Genomic DNA, 18,958 nt, shown 5'->3' with positions numbered 1-18,958 from the left:
GCCGCCGAGCGTCAAGCCGACTCGCTGAAACGCGCGATGATCCACGGCAGCGCTTCCGCCCAGTCGTCGATGCGGGCATGTGCCTGCGGCGCCTTTGGGCGGTGTATCGCAACGCGCGGTTCCGCTACCATGTGCAGCCGCCAGACTTGCGGCGCGTGGCGGGCAACCGAGCTGTGGTGATCGGGCAGATCGTCCACGAATACGGTCGCGCTGGGCTGATATTCCGCCACGAGATCTGCAACCGGCCCGCCCTTGCCGCCCTGGTTGCACTGGACGCGGTGGCGGATCCCTACCGCATCGAGCTGGGCGACGCGGCTGCCGTGGAATTCGTCGGTCAGGTTGGTGAGGACGACGATATCGGCGAGTTCGGCGATCGTCGCCAGGGCGCGGGCGGCGTGCGGCACCAGCGTCTGGCGGTGCATCTCCGTCGTGAAGAAATTGTCGAGCAGCGGCCAGATATGCTCCGGCTCCACCGTGCTGCGGTCGGCGCGGCGGGTGAGCGACCCCGTGAATTCGGCCTGCTCCATCGCGAAGTCGATGTCATGCGCCTCGTCGAGCCAATCACGGAACGGCGCGACCATGTGCAGCAGCACCTCGTCGCAATCGGTGATCAGCAGCGGCCGCTTCATGCCTGCAGCCGATCCCTGGCGGCAATGAGCTCGGCAGGGCCGATCCCGATCGCTTCGGCACAGGCGACCAGATCGCGCTCGTGGCCGGCAAGAAAATCGAGCAACGCAGCCAGGATCGCCCGGTCACCGATCCCCGCCCGCAGGATGTCGGGAGTCAGCCCGGTGAGGTCGAGCAGCCGTTGCGCACGGGCGGGATCCTCGAGCGTCCAGACAAGAGCCGAAAGTGAGATCGACATCACAGCATCGTCCGACGCACCACGTACTTTAGCGGGGTTTGATTCGGCCGGGGGCATGACTTAGGCCCTACAATAGGTTAGGTGGTGTAGCCGTGGCGAAGAAAGTCCTGATTGTCGAGGATAATGAGCTCAACCTCCGGCTGTTCCGCGACCTGTTGGAAGCCCATGGCGCCGAGGTCCGAACCGTTCGCGATGCGCGCGAGGCGCTCGGCGCGATACGCAGCTTCCTGCCCCAGCTCGTCATCATGGACATCCAGCTTCCGCACATCAGCGGCGTCGAGCTGATCCGGCTGATGAAGGCCGAAGCGGCGCTTGATTCCATCCCGGTGATGGCGGTCACCGCCTATGCGGGCAAGGGCGACGAAGGCCGCGTCCGCCAGGCGGGCGCCGACGCCTATGTCTCCAAGCCCATCTCGGTGAGCCGCTTCGTAGCGGCGGTCGAGAGCCTCGCCGGGCCATTGGGCGAAGGATTCAAGCGAGCCGGTTGAAGTTTTTGTCGAGCCCTCAGACGCCGGGCGGCCAGCCTCCGCTGGCCTTGGCTTCCTCGCTGACGCTCGGACGCGCTTGTCTCTTCGAACCACTCTAGCTTTGTGTCGGCCGACGCGTAGCCGAGAAGCGGACGAACGTCCGCCGCGCCTTATTGGCGCGAAGCCAAGGCAGGCGGATGCCTGCCGCCCGGCGTCTGAGGACTCCAAACAAACAAAGCGCTCCAAACAGAAACGCAAACGCCCGCCGTTTCACGGGCGGGCGCTAAAGCGTGTCGAGCAAGCAGGCCGGCGACCCGGCCAGCGGCTTACTTGATCTTGGCTTCCTTGAAATCGACATGCTTGCGCACGACGGGATCATATTTGCGGAAGCTGAGCTTCTCGGTCTGGGTGCGCGGATTCTTCTTGGTGACGTAGAAGAAACCGGTGTCAGCCGAGCTGACGAGCTTGATCTTGACAGTGGTCGGCTTGGCCATGACCCGAAACCCTTATCGATATAAAAAAGTAAAGCGGCGTCGCCGCCGCTGCTGATCGGACGGCCCCTTAGCGGCGGACGAACGAAAGAGTCAAGCCAAACCGCGCCGCAGCCGTTGCAGCTGATCGACCGCGTCGATTGGGGCGACGAAGGAATTTACCGCGACGCGCGTGCGACCTTTTGCCACATTCACCGTTGGAGAGCCGAATCGAAACCGCCGGAGATTCCACATGGCCAAGAAACCCAAATCGCCGCTGGCGACGCCCACCGATCTGCAGAGCAACAGCGCGATGAGCGTCGCCGATGCCCTCAATGGCATATTGGCCGACAGCTTCGCGCTGTATTTCAAGACCAAGAACTTCCACTGGCATGTCTCGGGGCCGCATTTCCGCGACTATCACCTCATGCTCGACGATCAGGCGACTCAGATTCTCGCGACCACCGACGTGATCGCCGAGCGGGTCCGCAAGACCGGCAACACCACCCTCCGCTCGATCGGCGATATCGCGCGCCGCCAGACGATCAGGGACAATGACGCCGAGTTCGTCGCCGCGAAGGACATGCTCAACGAACTGCGTGACGATAATCTGGCACTGGTCGCCAAGCTGCGCCAGGCCAAGGAAGTCGTCGACGCCGCGAAGGACAATGCCACCAGCGGCATCCTCGACGACTGGACCGACCAGGCCGAGGAACGCGCCTGGTTCCTGTTCGAGACCGCGCGCAACGGGTAAGCTTCACTGTACTCGAGTCATCCAGACTATGATGTCGTCATTCCAGCGAAAGCTGGAATCTCGTTCGTTTGGAGGACTGCGCTAATCTCGGGAGATTCCAGCTTTCGCTGGAATGACGGCTCGAGGATGAGTCGGAGGCGCTTGACCTCCGCTCCCCCGGCACCTACCTCGACCTCGTCATCCGGGGAGTAGCCGGCCGCTTTCGGGCGGGAATCGCGTCAACATGCTTGGGGGAGACCCCATGGCGCGATCAGGGCCATCGGCTTTTCGCCGCTGCGCCTTGGCAAGACCGATGACACCGCACCCCTGCCTGCCGGGCGGGGGGTCGTGGTGTCGTCCGTCGTCAAGCCAGCCCGGCCCGGAACACGCATGAACATCATCATCGCATCGGCCCTGCTCGTGGCGCTTGCCGAAATCGGCGACAAGACGATGCTGCTCGCCATCATCCTCGCGGCGCGCTTCCGGGCGCCGGGGCAGATCGTCGCCGGGATATTTGCCGCCACCATCGTCAATCATGCGCTGGCCGCATGGGCCGGTGCGGCGATCTCGGGGCTGCTCGACGGCTATTGGTTCCGCCTTGCGGTGGCGGTCGGCTTTGTCGGGATGGCCATATGGATCCTGATCCCCGACAGAATCGACGAGGGCGAAGCCGACAAGCCGGCCCGCCATGGCGTGTTCATCACCACCACGATCGCGTTCTTCCTCGCGGAGATGGGCGACAAGACCCAGATCGCGACGATGGCGCTGGGCGCACGCTACCATGCCGTAGAGCTCGTCGCGATCGGAACCACGCTCGGCATGATGATCGCCAATGTGCCCGCGGTGTTCCTCGGCGACCGGATCACCCGGATCGTGCCCATGCGGATCATGCGAATCGCGGCGGCGATCCTGTTCGCGCTCCTCGGCGCGCTGGCATTGCGGGAGTTGCCGTAGTGCTTCGCTGGTTTTTCCGAGCCGTCAGGTGATTCCACCTGATGGGAAAATGCTCTAGGCGGAGCCATGTCGCTCTACACTCTGCTCCGCCCGCTGCTGTTCACGCTCGATGCGGAGCGGGCCCACCGCGCCACCATTCGCGCCCTGCGCCTCAAGCCGGCGGCGGCGGCGCCCGCCGCCGATCCGCGGCTGGCGAGCGAGGTGGCTGGGCTGCGCTTTCCTAATCCCGTCGGGCTCGCGGCCGGATTCGACAAGGACGCCCAGGTGCCCGACGCGATGCTCGGCCTCGGCTTCGGCTTCGTCGAGGTCGGCACGCTGACCCCCTTCCCGCAGGCAGGCAACCCGCGCCCCCGGCTGTTCCGACTGGTCGAGGATCGGGCGGTAATCAACCGCATGGGGTTCAACAATGGCGGCCAGGCGGCCGCCTATGAGCGGCTGCTCCGCCGCAACAGGCAGCCGGGCATCGTCGGGATCAATATCGGCGCGAACAAGGACGCGGCCGATCGGATCGCCGATTATGCCCATGGCGTTCAGGTGATGGCCGGGCTCGCGCGTTACCTGACCGTCAACATCTCGTCGCCCAACACCCCGGGCCTGCGCGCGCTGCAGGATCGCGGCGCGCTCGATGCGTTGCTGGCGGCCGTTGTGGCCGCGCGGGCGGCGAGCGGCGCCGCCCCACCACTATTCCTCAAAGTCGCGCCGGATCTCGAGCCCGCCGACATCGACGACATCGCCGAGATCGCGGCGGCGCACCGGCTCGATGGCCTGATCGTCTCGAACACCACCATCACGCGCCCAGCCTTGCGCTCGCGCCATGCCGACGAAAGCGGCGGGCTGTCGGGCGCGCCGCTGAAGGATGTCGCGCAGCAGCGGCTCGCCGATTTCCGCAAAGCGACCGGCGGGGCTATGCCGCTGATCGCCGCCGGCGGCATCGCCAGCGCCGAGGATGCCTATGCCCGCATCCGCGCGGGGGCGAGCCTGGTGCAGCTCTATTCGGCGCTGGTGTTCGAAGGGCCTGGACTGGCAAAGCGAATCAACCGCGGACTGGTGAAGCTGCTCGAGCGCGACGGCTTCGCGACGGTCGCAGATGCGGTGGGCGCGGGCTGAGCCTATCGGTCGAGCAAGCTTGCCGAAGCCCACAAATCCAATAAGCTGCCATCTATGCTGCACCGCGCCATAGCCCTCCTCGCTCTCCTTACCCCCCTCGCTGCCCAGGCCGGCGGCATCGTCGTCGCGACCGAGCCCCGCGCTGCGGCGGCAGGCCAGGAGATCCTCCGCGAAGGCGGCAGCGCCGCCGACGCCGCGATGGCGACGATGGTCGCGCTCACCGTTACCGAACCGATGGCGACGGGGATCGGCGGTGGCGGCTTCCTGCTCCATCACGACGCGCGCACGGGCAGGATCGAGACGATCGACGCGCGCGAAACAGCCCCGGCGTCGGCTGGTCCGACGCGCTTCCTCGGCGCCGACGGAAAGCCCCTGCCCTATATGCAGGCGGTGCCGGGCGGCTATTCGGTCGGCATCCCCGGCGCCGTCGCACTGATGGCGGAAAGTCATCGCCGCTGGGGCAAGCTCAAATGGGCGAAGCTGTTCGCACCCGCGATCCGCCTCGCCGAACAGGGCTTCACGCTACTGCCCGATAACCCGCCTGGGCCCTATGTGGTCCAGCCGACGCTCGCCGCCCGGCTCCGGCAATATCAGCAGCTGTGGAAGGATTTCCCCGACGCCCAGGCGATCTACTGGAAGAACGGCGTGCCACTCGGCGCGGGCGACCATCTGCGCAATCCGGCGCTGGCCCAAACCCTGCGCGAGATCGCGGCGAAAGGTCCCGGCGCCTTCTACAAGGGCGCTATCGCCCGGAAGATCAGCGCTGCGGTCGCAACCTCGAAGCGCAACCCGACGGCCATGACGCCCGCCGATCTGGCCGGATACCGGGTCAAGCCCCGCCCGCCCATCTGCGGCCTGTATCGCGGCTACAAGATCTGCGGCATGGGCCCGCCCTCGTCGGGCGCGATCACCGACCTGATGATGCTCGGCATGCTCGAGCGTTTCGACCTCGCGGCGCTCGGCAAGGATTCGCCGGTCGCCTGGCACCTGATCGGCGAAGCGATGCGGCTAGCCTATGCCGATCGTGACGCCTGGCTCGGCGACACCGATTTCGTGGCCGCGCCGGTCGCCGGGCTGCTCGATCCGGCCTATCTCGGCGAGCGCTCGAAGCTGATCTCGCCCGATCGCACGCTGGGCGAGTACAAGCCCGGCACGCCCCCCGGCGCGCCGAAACTGGCGAGCTCCGCCGCGCCACCGGAGCAGGGCACCAGCCATCTGGTGGTGATCGACGACAAGGGCGACATTGTCAGCATGACCACCACCGTCGAAGCACCGTTCGGCAGTCATCTCGTCGCGGGCGGCTTCTTTCTCAACAACGAGCTGACCGATTTCGCCTGGATGCCGGAGGCCGACGGCAAGCCCGTCCCCAATCGCCTCCAGCCGGGAAAGCGGCCGCTCTCCTCGATGGCGCCGACGATCGTCTATGCGCCCGACGGCAAGCCGTGGCTTGCGCTCGGATCGGGCGGCGGGCGGACGATCATCATGCACAGCCTGAAGACGATGATCGGCGCGATCGACTGGAAACTTTCGGCGGCCGATGCGATCCGCCTGCCCAATCTATTCTTCAACGGCACCGCGCTGGTGGTCGAGCGCAACAGCCCGCTCGAGGCGATGATCCCCGATCTGGCCAGGCTCGGCGAGACCGTCACCGCCGGCGATATCCCGTCGAAGATCATGGCGATCGAGCGCACGCCCAGCGGCTGGGTGGGCGCCGCCGATCCGCGCAGCCCCGGTGTCGCACTTTCGCAATAAGCACGATTTACTGACCCTCACTCGAACCCAACGGATATGGGAACGGAAGCGGATTGAGCTATAAAGCGGTCGCCAGAGCGGCCGAGACCCGCCGGGGGCAGGAGAGACGATGCGCGCGTTCGAGCGGTTTCCGAATTTGGTGACGATGTTTTTCACGCGCGCCGCGGAGAAAGGCGATGCGCCGTTCCTGTGGGCCAAACAGGGTGGCAGCTGGAATGCGCTGAGCTGGGCCGAGGTTGCGCGGCAGGTTGCCTCGTTCGCCGCGGCGCTGCGCGCAGAAGGGCTGAAGGAAGGCGATCGCGTCGTTCTGGTCTCCGAAAACCGCCCCGAATTCTGCATCGCCGACCTCGCCATCATGGCGGCCGGTTGCGTGACCGTGCCCACCTACACCACCAACACCCAGCGCGATCATACCCATATTCTCGAGAATAGCGGCGCGCGCGCGGCGATCGTATCCACTCCGAAACTGGCGCATACCCTGCTGCCGGCGATCGTCCGCTCGTCGACCTGCGAATTCCTGATCGCAATGGAGCCGCTGCCGCCCGGCGGCACGCGCACCCTCTCCTTCGCCGCGATGGCAGGTAATCCGGACGTCGACGTCGCCGCCGCAGCCGAGCGCGTCGCCGACGTGCGCCGCGAGGATCTCGCCTGCCTGATCTACACCAGCGGCACCGGCGGGGCGCCGCGCGGCGTGCGCCAGCATCATGGCGCGATCCTGTGCAATGTCGAAGGCTGCCTCGACATCATCTCAAAGGATTTCGGCTGGGGCGACGAGGTGTTCCTGTCCTTCCTGCCGCTGAGCCACGCCTATGAGCATAGCGGCGGGCAATTCCTGCCGATCGGGCTGGGCGGCCAGATCTATTATGCCGAAGGGCTTGAGAAACTCGCCGCCAACATCGAGGAAGTGCGCCCGACGATCATGGTTGTCGTACCCCGCCTGTTCGAGCTGCTGCGCGCGCGGCTGATCAAGACGGTGGAGAAGCAGGGGGGCCTCGCCAGGAAGCTGCTCGAAAAGGCGATCGAGCTCGGCGCGCGCGAGCGGCTGCGTCTCTCCGACTATCCCTATAAGCTGGCGATCGACCTGCTGCTCAAGCCGAAGGTCGCGAAGAAGTTCGGCGGACGGATCAAGGCGCTGGTCTCGGGCGGCGCGCCGCTCAACCCCGAAGTCGGGCAATTCTTCGCGTCGCTCGGGCTCACGCTTCTGCAAGGCTATGGGCAGACCGAGGCGGGGCCGGTGGTGGCCTGCAACCGGCCCGGCGCCGGCATCAGGCTCGACACCGTCGGCCCACCGATGAAAGGGGTCGAGCTGCGCATCGCCGAGGATGGCGAGATATTGGTGCGCGGCGAACTCGTCATGCACGGTTATTGGCGCAACGAGGCCGAAAGCGAGCGCGTGCTGCGCGACGGCTGGCTCTATTCGGGCGATGTCGGCTTCCTCGACGAGCAGGGCCGGCTCAAGATCACCGACCGCAAGAAGGACCTGATCGTCAACGACAAGGGCGACAACATCGCGCCGCAGAAGGTCGAGGGGATGCTCACCCTGCAGCCCGAAATCGCCCAAGCCATGATCTGGGGCGACAAGCGGCCCTATGTGGTTGGGCTGGTCGTGCCCGACCAGGAATGGCTCGCGGGCTGGGCCGCCGAAAAGGGCCTGTCGCCGGAGCTCGCCAAGCTCCGCGACCATCCCGATCTGCACCGCGCGCTGATGGCTGCGGTCGACCGCGTCAATGCGGAACTGTCGGTGATCGAGCGGGTGCGCCGCATCACGATCGCCGATGAGCCCTTCTCGATCGACAACGAACAGATGACACCATCGATGAAAAACCGCCGCCACGCGATCCGCGCGGTCTATGGCGAGCGGCTCGAAGGGCTTTATCGCGCCTGAACCGGCGCGGAGTTCCGGCGGCTCAGTCCTTGAAGATGCCGCTGACGGTGTTCTTCGCCGACGGATTGGACGCGTTGCCCTTGGGCGGCCCTTCCTTCTTCGGCTTGCGGACTTCCTTGGTTTTCTTTTGCTGGCCCTTGGCCATGGCGTTTTCCTTCAGATGGGGAGCGGCGTGATGCCGCGGAACTTCATCGGTCGTTCGTCACCCACAAGGGTACCGAGCGCCAGGGCATCCGGGTGATGTTCGGCGACGGCAGCACCGCGGCACCGTGCTCGCGCAATTCGGTGGCAGTGACGGCATAGCTCTGGGCGAGATCGACAAATTGCTGGCGGATCAGCGGATCGCTCGCGCCGGCAACCGCGACGAGAGCCTTGTTGCGCAGCTGATCGAGCATCCTGGTGTCGCAGGGCGGAATGGACATCGGTGTACTCCAGCGGGCAAGCGGGAGCGACTATGTCTCTCGTCGACGCGTGCCTGCATAGTAGGGCGGCGATACACGCATCCTACGCCTTATCGTAGGCCGGGGCAAATCGGCGCGATGGCCAGCGGCGAAGCGCGGGGATATGCTGCCGTTACGACAGGTTGGGAGTGGGTGATCATGGCGACGGAACGGTTCGAGCGGCATCGGCAGCCATGGACGCCCGACGAGATCCAGAAGCTCCACACCCTCGCAAAAAAGGGCATGGCGCTGAAGGCGATCGCCAAGGCGCTCAAGCGTAGCGAGGAGTCGGTAAAGGATCGGGCGAAGGGCGACAGCCTGAACATAGCCAAGCTGCGCTGATCATTGCAACGAACGCCGCCGTCCCCACCCGCCTGCATGAAGCCAGCTCGCACAAATGGGGTGACAGGACAGGGGCATAGCGGATGGTGCGGCCAGGTTTCCCAGGCGTTGAGGCAGAGATGGCGGGCAGGGACGAATCGACACTGGCGAGTCGGGCTGGCGCTTCCGAACGGATTTTCCGGGCCCTGGCCGCCGAGTTCCCGCGACTGCACGATCGTCAGTCCTTCCTCGACAGCGCTTCGCTGCGCGCCTGGTTCGACAAGGACGGCGAGCCTGGCCTGAGCGATCATGAGCGACAGGCGGTGGCAGCCTATGGCTGGAGTTCCTGAGCGCCTGCCTTGCAGGCAGTCGAAGGGCCGAAATGACGAACTCGCTCCGAAGGAACTTCACCGAAGGCCGCTCGTCTCCTCGCCATGGCGAAGAAAGACGCTCTCACCTTCCTGGGCCTGCCGCACTGCGACCCCGCCGACCTCGACGGGCAGCAGGTCGCCATCCTCGGCGTCGCCGAAGCCTCGCCCTATGCGTTCGAGAAGCGCAGCCATTCGGCCAAGTCCCCCAGGGTGCTGCGCAAGATCTCGCAGACGATCGCACGATCGCTGGGCCAGCATGATTTCGACCTCGACCGCACGATCCTGCCGAACAAGGGCGATGGCGGTGGCCTGGTCGACTGCGGCGACGTGCCGACCGACCCGCGCGACGCGGAGGGTAATCGCGCCCGTATCAGGCATGAGGTGCGCCATATCCTGCAGGCGGCCGCGGTACCGATAATCCTTGGCGGCGACGATTCGGTGCCAATCCCGGTGATCGCCGCCTATGAGGGCCATGGTCCGCTGACGATCTTGCAGGTCGACGCCCATGTCGACTGGGCCGACAGCATCGCCGGCAACGCCCATGGCTATGGCTCTCCGATGCGCCGGGCCTCGGAATATGACTGGGTGACCGGCATGGTGCAGGTGGGCATCCGCGGCCTCGGCAGTGGCGAGAGCTGGCAGCATGACGACGCCCGCGCCTGGGGCAGTCAACTCGTCACCAGCTATGCCTTGCACGCCGAAGGAATCGAGGCGGCGCTGCGCCATATCCCGGACGGCGCCAAGCTGTTCGTCTCGATAGACTGCGATGGCATCGATCCGGCGGTGCTGCCGGCGGTTAATATGCCCACGCCCGGCGGCCTGAGTTATGAAGACATGGTGCTGCTGCTGCGCGGGGCGGCGGCCAAGGCGCGGATCGCCGGGCTGGCGATCCTCGAATATGTGCCCGAGCGTGACGACCGCTACCGCCTGTCCGGCCAGGTGGCGGCGAAGATCGCGACCATCGGCATGGCGCTCGCCCAGTCGGCCGCGCGCGCCGCCGATTGACCACGGCGCGCGCCGGCTGCACTGGAGGGCGATGCAAGATTTCATCTTCAAGATCCTGCGCACCGACGAATGGCGCGCATTGCAATCTGCCGGTCGATTCGCCGGCAGCGCCGACGATCTGCGCGACGGCTATATGCATTTTTCCGCCCTGCCGCAGGTCCGCGAGACGGTGCGGAAATATTTCGCCGGCGAGCAGCGCGTCGTCCTCGCTGCAGTGCCGGGCGATGCGCTGGCGGCCGGCCTGCGCTGGGAGGCGTCGCGTGGCGACCAGCTGTTTCCGCATCTCTACGGCCGCCCGCTGCTGCTCAGCGATATCGCGGCGAGCACGGAGGCCGATCCGGCAGCCGTCGTCGCCATGACCGACGCCGATCTGGCGGCGCTGTTCCCGCGCCAGCCGACAGGGGCGGACCGCCCCCTGTAAAAACCTCGCCAAATCGCCTATGTGGCCGGGCATGAACCACCCGCAGCCCATATCCATGCCGATTCCCGGTCATATCGATCCTGTGCCGGTGCCGCGCACCCTGGCGCCGCGGCAGGACGGGCGGATCGATCTGCTCGGCCTCACCAAGGCCGATCTGCGCATGGCGCTGGAGACGGCACAGCTCGAGCCGAAACAGGCGAAGCTGCGCGCCAAGCAGATCTTTCAATGGATGTATAATCGCGGCGTCACCGATTTCGCGCTGATGACCGACATTGCCAAGGATATGCGGGTCTGGCTGGAGCAGCGCTTCGTCGTGTCGCGGCCCGCGGTCGTCGAGGCGCAGGTGTCCTCGGACGGCACCCGCAAGTGGCTGCTCCGCTCGGACGATGGCCAGGATTACGAGATGGTGTTCATCCCCGACGCCGACCGGGGAACGCTGTGCGTGTCGAGCCAGGTCGGCTGTACGCTGAACTGCCGCTTCTGCTACACCGGCACGATGCGGCTCGTACGCAACCTGACCCCTGGCGAAATCGTCGGACAGGTGATGCTGGCGCGCGATGCGCTGGGCGAATGGCCATCGCAGCCCGAGGGGCGGATGCTCACCAACATCGTGATGATGGGCATGGGCGAGCCGCTCTATAATTTCGACAATGTCCGCGATGCCCTCAAGCTCGTGATGGACGGCGATGGTCTTGCGCTGTCGAAGCGGCGGATCACGCTGTCGACTTCGGGCGTGGTGCCGATGATGGCGCGCGCGGGCGAGGAGATCGGCGTCAACCTCGCGGTTTCGCTCCACGCGGTCACCAAGGAGGTCCGCGACGAGATCGTGCCCCTGAATCGCAAATATGGGCTGGAGGAACTGCTCCAGGCCTGTGCCGACTATCCGGGCGCGAACAATGCCCGGCGCATCACCTTCGAATATGTGATGCTCAAGGACAAGAATGACAGCGACGACGACGCGCGCGAGCTGGTGCGCCTGCTCAAGAAGTACAAGCTGCCGGCCAAGGTCAACCTGATCCCGTTCAACCCGTGGCCGGGCGCGGACTATGAATGCTCCGATCCGGACCGGATCGCGCGTTTCTCCGACATCATTTTCAAAGGCGGCATATCGGCCCCGGTCCGTACGCCGCGCGGACGCGACATCATGGCGGCCTGCGGCCAGCTCAAGTCGGCATCGGAGAAGAAGAGCCGCGCCGAACTCGACCGGCTGGCAGCGGAGAAGCAGGCGGCGCTGGGGTGAGCCTGTCCATCATCCCGGCGGAGGCCGGGATCCCGGCAGGGATTCACAGCGGATGACTGCTCACCAACTCCGCCGTCCCATAACCTATGTTTAACCGCCAAATTTAGCCGGCCGTCCCCCTTGCATCACAGCGCTCCCGGCGGTTTTATGCGCAACCCTTGGGAGCGCATGAATGTCGCTATTCGACAAGTTCGCCAACCGCCTGTTCAAGCGCGGTGAGTTCACCATCATCTTCGCCGACGGCAGCCAGAAACAGTATGGAGCGCCCGATCCCGCGGTAAAACCGGTCACCATCCGGCTCGCCGACAAGGGCGTGATCCGCGCGATCGCGAGCAATCCGCATCTCGGCGCGGCCGAAGCCTATCTCGATGGCCGGCTGATCATCGAACGGGGCGACATCCGCGATCTCGTCGACCTGGTGCGCTATAACGGCCGCTGGGAAGAAGGCCGCATCACCCTGCGCGGGACCTTCGCGAGCCTGATACGGGACCGGCTCCGCGCACGGCTGCAGAGCTTCAACACCGCACGCCTCGCCAAGCGCAACGTCGCGCATCATTATGATCTCAACGATCGGCTCTACGATCTCTTCCTCGACGCTGACCGCCAGTATAGCTGCGCCTATTTCGCCGATCCCGGCAACAGCCTCGATCAGGCGCAGGCCGACAAGAAAGCGCATATCGCGGCCAAGCTGCATCTGAAGCCCGGCCAGCGGGTGCTCGATATCGGCTGCGGCTGGGGTGGGATGGCGCTCTACCTGAATCGCGCCGCCGATGTCGACGTGCTCGGCATCACCCTGTCGGAAGAGCAGCTGAAGGTGGCTCGCGCGCGCGCCGAAGCGGCAGGAGTTTCCGATCGCGTGAAATTCGAGCTGATCGACTATCGCCTGCTCGAAGGCCGCTTCGACCGGATCGTCTCGGTCGGCATGTTCGAGCATGTCGGCGTGCCGCAGTACGAAACCTTCTTCCTGAAATGCCGTGATCTGCTCGCCGAAGACGGGGTGATGCTGCTCCACACGATCGGGCGGCTAGGCGTGCCCGGCAAGACCGATGCGTTCACGTTGAAATATATCTTCCCCGGCGGCTATAATCCCGCCCTGTCGGAGATCCTGTCGGCCAGCGAGCCTGCCCGGTTGATCGTCGCCGATGTCGAGACATTGCGGCTCCACTACGGCATGACCCTCGATCACTGGTACGACCGGACCATGGCCGCCAGGGATGGGATCGTCGCGTTATACGACGAGCGTTTCTTCCGGATGTGGACCTTCTACCTGGCCGGAGCGCGCGCGGCGTTCATGCACGGCAATCTGTGCAATTATCAGCTCCAATATATCCGCAACCGCCGCGCGCTGCCGATCACGCGCGACTATATGGGCGCGGTGGAAGCGGCGCTGCCGCGCTAGAGTCCATGGCTAAAGCAGGTTGTGATTAGATCTGAGCACCGCATGCACGGGCGAAGCAGGCGATGCTCTATCCCGCCGAAACGGCGTGCCGGGCGGCGAGTCTTTCCTGGTCGCTGATAGTACCGTCATGGTCGGCGTCGACATGGTCGAACATCCCAACCGGCCCCCGCGCGGCCTCGACGCGGGTGAGTAAGCCGTCCGCATTGGTATCGGCCTGCCGGAACCAGCGGCGGCTCGTGCCGATCCCAGGGCCGTCGCCGCTCACCACCATATGCCACGCCTGGTTGCGGATCGCGTCGTCCCCATAAGGGCGAACCGGTGCCTTATAGGGGCGGACCTCGCCCGCCAGCTCGGCTTCCGACAGTGAGCCATCCTTGTCGGCGTCGAACCTGGCCATGAACCACTCGCGGAGATTGTCGCGCCCTTCGGCATGTTCCTCGGCAATGCGCTCCTGGCGGCTCTGGATTTCCCACCATTGGAGCGTGCCATTTTCATCCCAGTCGGAGGCGTCATAATATTCGGTCAGCTGCGTCCGTAGCGCCGCCCGCGTCCGCGGCGGCCCATCCGGCCCCCTCTGTCCGAAGGCGGCAAGCAGCACCGATCCGACCAGCAATGCAGCAGCCAGCGACAAACTCTTGCTCATGTGGAACCCCCCGGTTCTAATTCCCGGCCAATGGCCGGCAAAGGGGGCCCCCGCCCCCGCCGGAACGATATAGTCTGATCCTTGGGGCGATGGCTAGAGCGGCGCGACGCCGCCGAGCTCAGCTGTGGCCACCACCCGTCCACTTCGCGCGCGCCGCATCCCGTTCGGCCAGGCTGATCGTCCCGTCATGGTCCAGGTCGATGCTGTCGAACATGGCCAGGGCGCCGGCCGAGGCCTCGGCCAGGCTGAGCCTGCCGTCCTTGTCGCGGTCGGCCTGTGTGAACCAGTCGCGGCTGGTGCCGATCGCCGGCGCCTGGCCGGCAACGACCAGCTGCCATGCCTGGTTGGCGACGGCATCGCCGCCATAGGGGTGGCTTGGCCAGGCAGGAGCGCGTGCCGTACCGTTGAAGTCCGCATGCGTCAGGGCGCCATCCCTATCGACATCCAGCTTGTCGACCAGCCAGATCCGGAAATTGTTCTGGCCCATCGCGTACCGGTCGTCGACGGCATCCTGCGACTCCTGCAACTCGGCCCACGTCACGCCGCCGCTATCGTCGCCATCGGCGATGTCGAAATAATCGGCCAGCCTGACGGCTAGCTCGGCACGGCTCTGCGGTGCCCGATCCGGCCCTGGCTGGGCAAAGGCGGCGAGCAATATGGCCGCGCCCAGCAGGGCGATGGCGGCCGGCGAGGTTCTGGTCATCAGCCCGCTCCGCCGTCTCTCCACCGCGCCCTCATCGCGTCACGGGCGGCATCATGCTCCTGCGGGCTGACGGTCCCGTCGTGATCGGTGTCGACCCGATCGAACATCGCCAGCGCGCCGGCCGAAGCTTCGGTGAGACTGATCCTGCCATCCTTGTCGGTGTCGGTACGGGCGAACCAGTCGCCGCCCATCCGGCCGTGCCGCATCATTCCGTCGCCATGCCCATCATGGCTGCGATCCATGCCTTCGGGACCATCCGGCCCTCCGGGTTGCGGCGGCGCCATGAACTCGTCCTTCGACAGCGACCCATTGCGGTCCTTGTCGAGCATCGCGAACATCTCCTCGCGGCGCTCGGCGAATTCCGCACGCATGGCCGTGCGGGCGGCATCGAACTCGGCCCGGGTGATGAAGCCATCACCATTGGCGTCGGCCTTGCGAAAATGCTCGGCGACCTTGGCCTGCAGCTCGGCGCGGGTCCGCGGCGGGCTATCGGGTGTCGCCTGGGCGTAAGCGGCGGCCGCGAGCGTCGCGGCGAGCGCTGCTCCGGCGAGCCAAGGGGTTTTCGTCATCATGGCAACCTCACAAATGGGGCGGGCGGACCGGCTGCGACAGGGAACACCGGCCCACCCTGTCGGGCTGATGAAACGCAAAGCTTGCCCGGATAGTTCGATGGTGAAATCCCGTGTCGGCGATGAAATATATCGGGCCCGATCACGACTTTTCGCGCGCCTCATCGTCCGGCCCGGCGCAGCTCAGCGCGGGCTCGACAACAACCCCTTGAGCATGCCGAGCTGCTGTTTCGCCGCCTGCCGCTCCTGTTCGTCCAATATCCCGTCATGGTCGCCATCCACCGCATCGAAGCGCTCGCGTCCCGCCGCCTGCACCTCGGCCAGCGAAAGCGTGCCGCTGGAGTCGCGGTCGGTGCGGCGGAACAGCATGTCCAGCATGCCGCCCCGGCTGAGCGGGCCATTATCGTTCAGCATCAGTCGCGGCCGGCCGTCGGGCCCCACGTCCATCGTAAACGGCTCCTCGTCGCGCTGACTGCTCAGCATCGAGCGCGCCACGCCCAGCGCAGCTGCGGCCTCGGCGCGATCCAGCGTGCCGTTCTGGTCCTGGTCGGCACCGGCGAAATATTGCGCCAGCGCGCTGTCCAGCCCCTCGCGCGTCATCGGCAGCTCCTGCGCCGCAACCGGCACTGCAAGCACGGCACCCGCCAGGATGGCCCAGATACGCATCGCTACTCCTCCTCGCCTGCCGGCACCGCGCCGCCACGAAGTTCGGGTAGCAACTTGAATGGCGGCCCCCCGCATGGCAAGGGCCGCGCGCGCTTAGATGGCGGGGCGGGAGATCGAGATGACCAATGACGTGAAGCGGGTGGTGCTGGCCTTTTCGGGCGGCCTCGACACCAGCGTGATTCTCAAATGGCTCCAGCAGACCTATAATTGCGAGGTCGTCACCTTCACCGCCGATCTCGGCCAGGGCGAGGAACTCGAGCCTGCGCGCGCCAAGGCGCGGCTGATGGGCGTGCCCGACAAGCATATCTTCATCGACGATCTCCGCGAGGAGTTCGTGAAGGATTATGTCTATCCGATGATGCGCGCCAATGCGCTGTACGAAGGGCTGTACCTGCTCGGCACGTCGATCGCGCGCCCGTTGATCGCCAAGCGCCAGATCGAGATCGCCCGGCAGGTCGGTGCCGACGCGGTCAGCCATGGCGCGACCGGCAAGGGCAATGATCAGGTCCGTTTCGAACTCGGCTATTACGGCCTCGCCCCCGATATCCGCGTGATCGCGCCGTGGCGCGAGTGGGACCTGACCAGCCGCACCGCGCTGATCGCCTTCGCCGAGCAGCACCAGATCCCGGTTCCGAAGGACAAGCGCGGCGAATCGCCCTTCTCGACCGACGCCAACATCCTGCACACCTCGTCAGAGGGCAAAGTCCTCGAGGATCCGTGGGAGGAGGTGCCCGACTATGTCTTCTCGCGCACCGTCAACCCCGAGGACGCGCCCGACACGCCCGAGATCATCACCATCGACTTCGAGCATGGCGACGCGGTTGCGATCAATGGCGAGGGGCTGAGCCCCGCCACCCTGCTGGCGAAGCTCAACGACTATGGCCGCGTCCATGGCATCGGCCGGCTCGACCTGGTCGAAAACCGCTTCGTCGGCATGAAGTCGCGCGGCATGTACGAAACGCCGGGCGGCACCATCCTCCACCTCGCCCATCGCGGCATCGAGCAGATCACCCTCGATCGCGGTGCCGCGCACCTCAAGGACGAGCTGGCGCCGCGCTATGCAGAGCTGATCTACAACGGCTTCTGGTTCAGCCCCGAGCGCGAAATGCTCCAGGCCGCAATCGACCATAGCCAGGCCAAGGTGACCGGCACGGTGCGGCTCAAGCTGTACAAGGGCGGCGTCCATGTGATCGGCCGCAAGTCGCCGTACACGCTGTATTCTGAGAAGGTCGTCACCTTCGAGGACGACGCCGGCGCCTACGACCAGCGCGACGCGGCGGGCTTCATCAAGCTCCAGGCGCTGCGGCTGCGGCTGCTGGGGCGGCGCGACGGGCTTTGATTCGCCCCCGAGCGTCATCCCGGCGGAGGCCGACGATATCGATCGCGCCATCCCTGAACCGACCGACCTCGACCCGCCCGCGCGACAGCTCCTCGAGGAACACGTCGCCCTTGTCATAGGCCCATGGCCCCAGCCGCAGCAGCCAGATGGTCGGCACCGCCCGGGTCTCCGGCGCCTGCGCGATGGCGCGCAGATGCTGCCGGTCGAGCGAGGGCACCCCGCGCGAGCCGCTGACATAGATGCTGCCCGGCGGCGGGTTCAGGCTCGGGATGGCGGTCGGGATCGGACGGCTTGGCATCGCCAGCCCCTTGTCGCGCACGGCCCGGTCGAACGGCAGCGCGCCCTCGTTCGGGTAGGCGAAGACGACATCGCCCGGCTGGAAACGCGGCTTCAGCCACGCCATCGTCCGATACCAGTCGCGCCGCGGATGCTCGCGCATGCGGATGTCGAACGCGATCTGCGAAACGCATAGCCAGGCCAGCGCACCCGTGCCGACGAGCAGCCCGATGCGCCAGCGCCAGCCCAGCCCGACAGCCATCAGCAATATCGCAGGGACGGCCAGCGGCGTCATCGTCCGGATGATGAAGATCGGCGCGACCGTGGCCGACAGGACCAGCGACAGCGCCACCGGCAGCAGGCTGAGCAGCAGCACCGCGGCGAGCCACCGCCGCGCCCGGCGCGTGCGCCACAACAGCGCTGCGCCGAGCAGCGCGAGGATCGCCGCCGCCACTCGCATGTCGTCGGTCGGTCCGCTGAACATCACCGTCGCGCGCCGCGCCAGATCGGCGGTCGAGAAGCTCAGCCAGGTCGCCTTCACCCATTCGGGCGCCTGGTCCATCAGGATCAGCAGCGCCGGCAGCCAGATCAGGAGGATGAGCAGATGGCCGCCGAACAGCCACAGCCAGTCGGCACGGCGCATCGTCCGGACCCGCAGCACGCACAGCAGCGCCAGGCCCAGCGCCGCGGCATAGAGCGGCCCCAGATTGTGGAGCCACAGCATCAGCGCGGCGCAGGCGAGATACCCCGCATAGGCCTGCCCGGCGAGCGGCAGCCCCTCGCCCCGCCGCGCCGCAACTGCCAGCAGGGCGAGCGTGGCGGCGGCATAGACGAGGATCATCACCGGATAAGGCCGCACCTCGCGGGTCATCTCGACCAGGATCGGCGACACCGCAGCCAGTGCGAGTGCGGCCAAGGCTACACGCCCCGCCGGCGCCCCGCACAGCCGCGCCAGCCGATGCCCGGCCACAGCGATCACCGGCAACGCCGCCAGCCCGCAGACCAGCCCGAGCGCGCGGTGCCCCGCCAGCCCATCGCCCACAACGAGCGTCCAGGCGCGCAGCAGCGAATAGTAGAAGGGCGGATGCGTCTCGTAGCGCGGCACGACATGCCACAGGAAATGCCAGCCCTTCGAGGCGGCATAGGCGCTATAGCCCTCATCGAGCCACATCGGCTCGCCGGCTATGCCCCAGGCGCGGACCCAGAGCCCGACTGCGGCAACGAGCGCGGCTGCGAGGACGAGGCGGAGGCTGGGGCGGGGGCGCGGCACAAAGGGGATCACCCGTTCCGCTTAGGCGAAACAGCGCGACGCGGTGAACCCTTTTCGCACCG

The 18,958-nt window shown here is 66.3% G+C and carries 23 protein-coding genes and 1 riboswitch; of the genes, 13 read left to right on the top strand and 10 right to left on the bottom strand.

Annotation, left to right across the window (positions count from 1 at the left end; genetic code table 11):
• Positions 1–11: 11 nt before the first annotated feature.
• Entirely contained in the window at positions 12–629 is a 618-nt protein-coding gene (locus AAC645_RS16245; RefSeq protein ID WP_340317540.1) for an HAD family hydrolase, read from the bottom strand.
• A complete protein-coding gene (locus AAC645_RS16240) occupies positions 626–865 on the bottom strand; it encodes a DUF3572 family protein (RefSeq protein ID WP_340317539.1) in 240 nt (79 codons plus the stop codon). Before AAC645_RS16240 ends, AAC645_RS16245 begins: the two co-directional genes overlap by 4 nt.
• 92 nt (positions 866–957) lie before the next feature.
• Between AAC645_RS16240 and AAC645_RS16235 the strand changes: the two genes are divergently transcribed.
• Positions 958–1,353, top strand: coding sequence for a response regulator (locus AAC645_RS16235; protein WP_340317537.1), 396 nt, complete (start codon positions 958–960; stop codon positions 1,351–1,353).
• A 305-nt stretch (positions 1,354–1,658) separates the two neighbouring features.
• Here the strand turns inward: AAC645_RS16235 and rpmG are convergent, their stop codons facing one another.
• Positions 1,659–1,826, bottom strand: a complete 168-nt coding sequence (gene rpmG, locus AAC645_RS16230; RefSeq protein WP_019516727.1) for a 50S ribosomal protein L33 — start codon at positions 1,824–1,826, stop codon at positions 1,659–1,661.
• Positions 1,827–2,055: 229 nt separating this feature from the next.
• On the opposite strand from rpmG, the gene AAC645_RS16225 reads away from it, so the two are divergent.
• The 5 genes from AAC645_RS16225 to AAC645_RS16205 all read left to right on the top strand — a co-directional run bounded on the left by AAC645_RS16225 (position 2,056) and on the right by AAC645_RS16205 (position 8,233).
• Entirely contained in the window at positions 2,056–2,556 is a 501-nt protein-coding gene (locus AAC645_RS16225) for a Dps family protein (RefSeq protein WP_340317534.1), read from the top strand.
• A 166-nt stretch (positions 2,557–2,722) separates the two neighbouring features.
• Positions 2,723–2,838, top strand: a riboswitch (yybP-ykoY riboswitch).
• Between the two features lie 87 nt (positions 2,839–2,925).
• On the top strand, positions 2,926–3,489 hold the full coding sequence (locus tag AAC645_RS16220; protein ID WP_340317533.1) for a TMEM165/GDT1 family protein: 564 nt from the start codon (positions 2,926–2,928) through the stop codon (positions 3,487–3,489).
• A gap of 66 nt (positions 3,490–3,555) precedes the next feature.
• Positions 3,556–4,596: a quinone-dependent dihydroorotate dehydrogenase gene (locus AAC645_RS16215; RefSeq protein WP_340317532.1), complete on the top strand. Its 1,041-nt coding sequence runs from the start codon at positions 3,556–3,558 to the stop codon at positions 4,594–4,596.
• A gap of 54 nt (positions 4,597–4,650) precedes the next feature.
• Positions 4,651–6,348: a gamma-glutamyltransferase gene (gene ggt / locus AAC645_RS16210; protein ID WP_340317531.1), complete on the top strand. Its 1,698-nt coding sequence runs from the start codon at positions 4,651–4,653 to the stop codon at positions 6,346–6,348.
• Between the two features lie 109 nt (positions 6,349–6,457).
• The gene (locus AAC645_RS16205) at positions 6,458–8,233 is read left to right on the top strand and encodes an AMP-dependent synthetase/ligase (protein ID WP_340317530.1); all 1,776 of its coding nucleotides are present in this window, start codon (positions 6,458–6,460) and stop codon (positions 8,231–8,233) included.
• 22 nt (positions 8,234–8,255) lie between these two features.
• On the opposite strand, the gene AAC645_RS16200 is transcribed toward AAC645_RS16205, so the two are convergent.
• Together AAC645_RS16200 and AAC645_RS16195 are read right to left on the bottom strand one after the other, a co-directional pair.
• Positions 8,256–8,378, bottom strand: a complete 123-nt coding sequence (locus tag AAC645_RS16200; protein ID WP_340317529.1) for a hypothetical protein — start codon at positions 8,376–8,378, stop codon at positions 8,256–8,258.
• Between the two features lie 43 nt (positions 8,379–8,421).
• The gene (locus AAC645_RS16195; RefSeq protein WP_340317527.1) at positions 8,422–8,655 is read right to left on the bottom strand and encodes a hypothetical protein; all 234 of its coding nucleotides are present in this window, start codon (positions 8,653–8,655) and stop codon (positions 8,422–8,424) included.
• 177 nt (positions 8,656–8,832) lie between these two features.
• On the opposite strand from AAC645_RS16195, the gene AAC645_RS16190 reads away from it, so the two are divergent.
• The 6 genes from AAC645_RS16190 (at position 8,833) to AAC645_RS16165 (ending at position 13,430) form a co-directional block, all read left to right on the top strand.
• Entirely contained in the window at positions 8,833–9,015 is a 183-nt protein-coding gene (locus AAC645_RS16190; RefSeq protein ID WP_340317525.1) for a hypothetical protein, read from the top strand.
• A 119-nt stretch (positions 9,016–9,134) separates the two neighbouring features.
• On the top strand, positions 9,135–9,344 hold the full coding sequence (locus AAC645_RS16185) for a hypothetical protein (RefSeq protein ID WP_340317523.1): 210 nt from the start codon (positions 9,135–9,137) through the stop codon (positions 9,342–9,344).
• A gap of 84 nt (positions 9,345–9,428) precedes the next feature.
• Entirely contained in the window at positions 9,429–10,370 is a 942-nt protein-coding gene (locus tag AAC645_RS16180; protein ID WP_340317521.1) for an arginase family protein, read from the top strand.
• A 31-nt stretch (positions 10,371–10,401) separates the two neighbouring features.
• Positions 10,402–10,791: a DUF952 domain-containing protein gene (locus tag AAC645_RS16175; protein WP_340317520.1), complete on the top strand. Its 390-nt coding sequence runs from the start codon at positions 10,402–10,404 to the stop codon at positions 10,789–10,791.
• 31 nt (positions 10,792–10,822) lie between these two features.
• Complete coding sequence (gene rlmN / locus AAC645_RS16170; protein WP_340317519.1) at positions 10,823–12,031, top strand: dual-specificity RNA methyltransferase RlmN; 1,209 nt, start codon at positions 10,823–10,825, stop codon at positions 12,029–12,031.
• 172 nt (positions 12,032–12,203) lie between these two features.
• On the top strand, positions 12,204–13,430 hold the full coding sequence (locus AAC645_RS16165; RefSeq protein WP_340317518.1) for a cyclopropane-fatty-acyl-phospholipid synthase family protein: 1,227 nt from the start codon (positions 12,204–12,206) through the stop codon (positions 13,428–13,430).
• Positions 13,431–13,497: 67 nt separating this feature from the next.
• Here the strand turns inward: AAC645_RS16165 and AAC645_RS16160 are convergent, their stop codons facing one another.
• The 4 genes from AAC645_RS16160 to AAC645_RS16145 all read right to left on the bottom strand — a co-directional run bounded on the left by AAC645_RS16160 (position 13,498) and on the right by AAC645_RS16145 (position 16,011).
• On the bottom strand, positions 13,498–14,073 hold the full coding sequence (locus AAC645_RS16160) for an EF-hand domain-containing protein (protein ID WP_340317517.1): 576 nt from the start codon (positions 14,071–14,073) through the stop codon (positions 13,498–13,500).
• Positions 14,074–14,191: 118 nt separating this feature from the next.
• On the bottom strand, positions 14,192–14,776 hold the full coding sequence (locus AAC645_RS16155; RefSeq protein WP_340317516.1) for an EF-hand domain-containing protein: 585 nt from the start codon (positions 14,774–14,776) through the stop codon (positions 14,192–14,194).
• On the bottom strand, positions 14,776–15,348 hold the full coding sequence (locus AAC645_RS16150) for an EF-hand domain-containing protein (protein ID WP_340317515.1): 573 nt from the start codon (positions 15,346–15,348) through the stop codon (positions 14,776–14,778). The genes AAC645_RS16155 and AAC645_RS16150 overlap by 1 nt, the downstream gene beginning before the upstream one ends.
• A gap of 180 nt (positions 15,349–15,528) precedes the next feature.
• Positions 15,529–16,011 (bottom strand): EF-hand domain-containing protein, encoded by a 483-nt coding sequence (locus AAC645_RS16145; protein ID WP_340317514.1) that lies wholly within the window; start codon positions 16,009–16,011, stop codon positions 15,529–15,531.
• Between the two features lie 118 nt (positions 16,012–16,129).
• Between AAC645_RS16145 and AAC645_RS16140 the strand changes: the two genes are divergently transcribed.
• Positions 16,130–17,350, top strand: a complete 1,221-nt coding sequence (locus tag AAC645_RS16140) for an argininosuccinate synthase (protein ID WP_340317513.1) — start codon at positions 16,130–16,132, stop codon at positions 17,348–17,350.
• Here AAC645_RS16140 and AAC645_RS16135 read toward each other — a convergent pair.
• A complete protein-coding gene (locus AAC645_RS16135) occupies positions 17,298–18,896 on the bottom strand; it encodes a glycosyltransferase family 39 protein (RefSeq protein ID WP_340317512.1) in 1,599 nt (532 codons plus the stop codon). The two genes, AAC645_RS16140 and AAC645_RS16135, sit on opposite strands and share 53 nt — an antisense overlap.
• Positions 18,897–18,958: the final 62 nt, after the last annotated feature.

The organism is Rhizorhabdus argentea, from assembly GCF_037861105.1.
Taxonomy (GTDB): Bacteria; Pseudomonadota; Alphaproteobacteria; order Sphingomonadales; family Sphingomonadaceae; genus Rhizorhabdus; species Rhizorhabdus argentea.
This window is presented reverse-complemented; position numbering and strand designations above follow the sequence as displayed.

What these genes read in the sequence shown, in the direction of transcription:
- AAC645_RS16245 (WP_340317540.1), bottom strand. Translation starts at nt 629, where the DNA reads ATGAAGCGGCCGCTGCTGATCACCGATTGCGACGAGGTGCTGCTGCAC.
- AAC645_RS16240 (WP_340317539.1), bottom strand. Translation starts at nt 865, where the DNA reads ATGTCGATCTCACTTTCGGCTCTTGTCTGGACGCTCGAGGATCCCGCC.
- rpmG (WP_019516727.1), bottom strand. Translation starts at nt 1,826, where the DNA reads ATGGCCAAGCCGACCACTGTCAAGATCAAGCTCGTCAGCTCGGCTGAC.
- AAC645_RS16225 (WP_340317534.1), top strand. Translation starts at nt 2,056, where the DNA reads ATGGCCAAGAAACCCAAATCGCCGCTGGCGACGCCCACCGATCTGCAG.
- AAC645_RS16220 (WP_340317533.1), top strand. Translation starts at nt 2,926, where the DNA reads ATGAACATCATCATCGCATCGGCCCTGCTCGTGGCGCTTGCCGAAATC.
- AAC645_RS16215 (WP_340317532.1), top strand. Translation starts at nt 3,556, where the DNA reads ATGTCGCTCTACACTCTGCTCCGCCCGCTGCTGTTCACGCTCGATGCG.
- ggt (WP_340317531.1), top strand. Translation starts at nt 4,651, where the DNA reads ATGCTGCACCGCGCCATAGCCCTCCTCGCTCTCCTTACCCCCCTCGCT.
- AAC645_RS16205 (WP_340317530.1), top strand. Translation starts at nt 6,458, where the DNA reads ATGCGCGCGTTCGAGCGGTTTCCGAATTTGGTGACGATGTTTTTCACG.
- AAC645_RS16200 (WP_340317529.1), bottom strand. Translation starts at nt 8,378, where the DNA reads ATGGCCAAGGGCCAGCAAAAGAAAACCAAGGAAGTCCGCAAGCCGAAG.
- AAC645_RS16195 (WP_340317527.1), bottom strand. Translation starts at nt 8,655, where the DNA reads ATGTCCATTCCGCCCTGCGACACCAGGATGCTCGATCAGCTGCGCAAC.
- AAC645_RS16190 (WP_340317525.1), top strand. Translation starts at nt 8,833, where the DNA reads ATGGCGACGGAACGGTTCGAGCGGCATCGGCAGCCATGGACGCCCGAC.
- AAC645_RS16185 (WP_340317523.1), top strand. Translation starts at nt 9,135, where the DNA reads ATGGCGGGCAGGGACGAATCGACACTGGCGAGTCGGGCTGGCGCTTCC.
- AAC645_RS16180 (WP_340317521.1), top strand. Translation starts at nt 9,429, where the DNA reads ATGGCGAAGAAAGACGCTCTCACCTTCCTGGGCCTGCCGCACTGCGAC.
- AAC645_RS16175 (WP_340317520.1), top strand. Translation starts at nt 10,402, where the DNA reads ATGCAAGATTTCATCTTCAAGATCCTGCGCACCGACGAATGGCGCGCA.
- rlmN (WP_340317519.1), top strand. Translation starts at nt 10,823, where the DNA reads ATGAACCACCCGCAGCCCATATCCATGCCGATTCCCGGTCATATCGAT.
- AAC645_RS16165 (WP_340317518.1), top strand. Translation starts at nt 12,204, where the DNA reads ATGTCGCTATTCGACAAGTTCGCCAACCGCCTGTTCAAGCGCGGTGAG.
- AAC645_RS16160 (WP_340317517.1), bottom strand. Translation starts at nt 14,073, where the DNA reads ATGAGCAAGAGTTTGTCGCTGGCTGCTGCATTGCTGGTCGGATCGGTG.
- AAC645_RS16155 (WP_340317516.1), bottom strand. Translation starts at nt 14,776, where the DNA reads ATGACCAGAACCTCGCCGGCCGCCATCGCCCTGCTGGGCGCGGCCATA.
- AAC645_RS16150 (WP_340317515.1), bottom strand. Translation starts at nt 15,348, where the DNA reads ATGATGACGAAAACCCCTTGGCTCGCCGGAGCAGCGCTCGCCGCGACG.
- AAC645_RS16145 (WP_340317514.1), bottom strand. Translation starts at nt 16,011, where the DNA reads ATGCGTATCTGGGCCATCCTGGCGGGTGCCGTGCTTGCAGTGCCGGTT.
- AAC645_RS16140 (WP_340317513.1), top strand. Translation starts at nt 16,130, where the DNA reads ATGACCAATGACGTGAAGCGGGTGGTGCTGGCCTTTTCGGGCGGCCTC.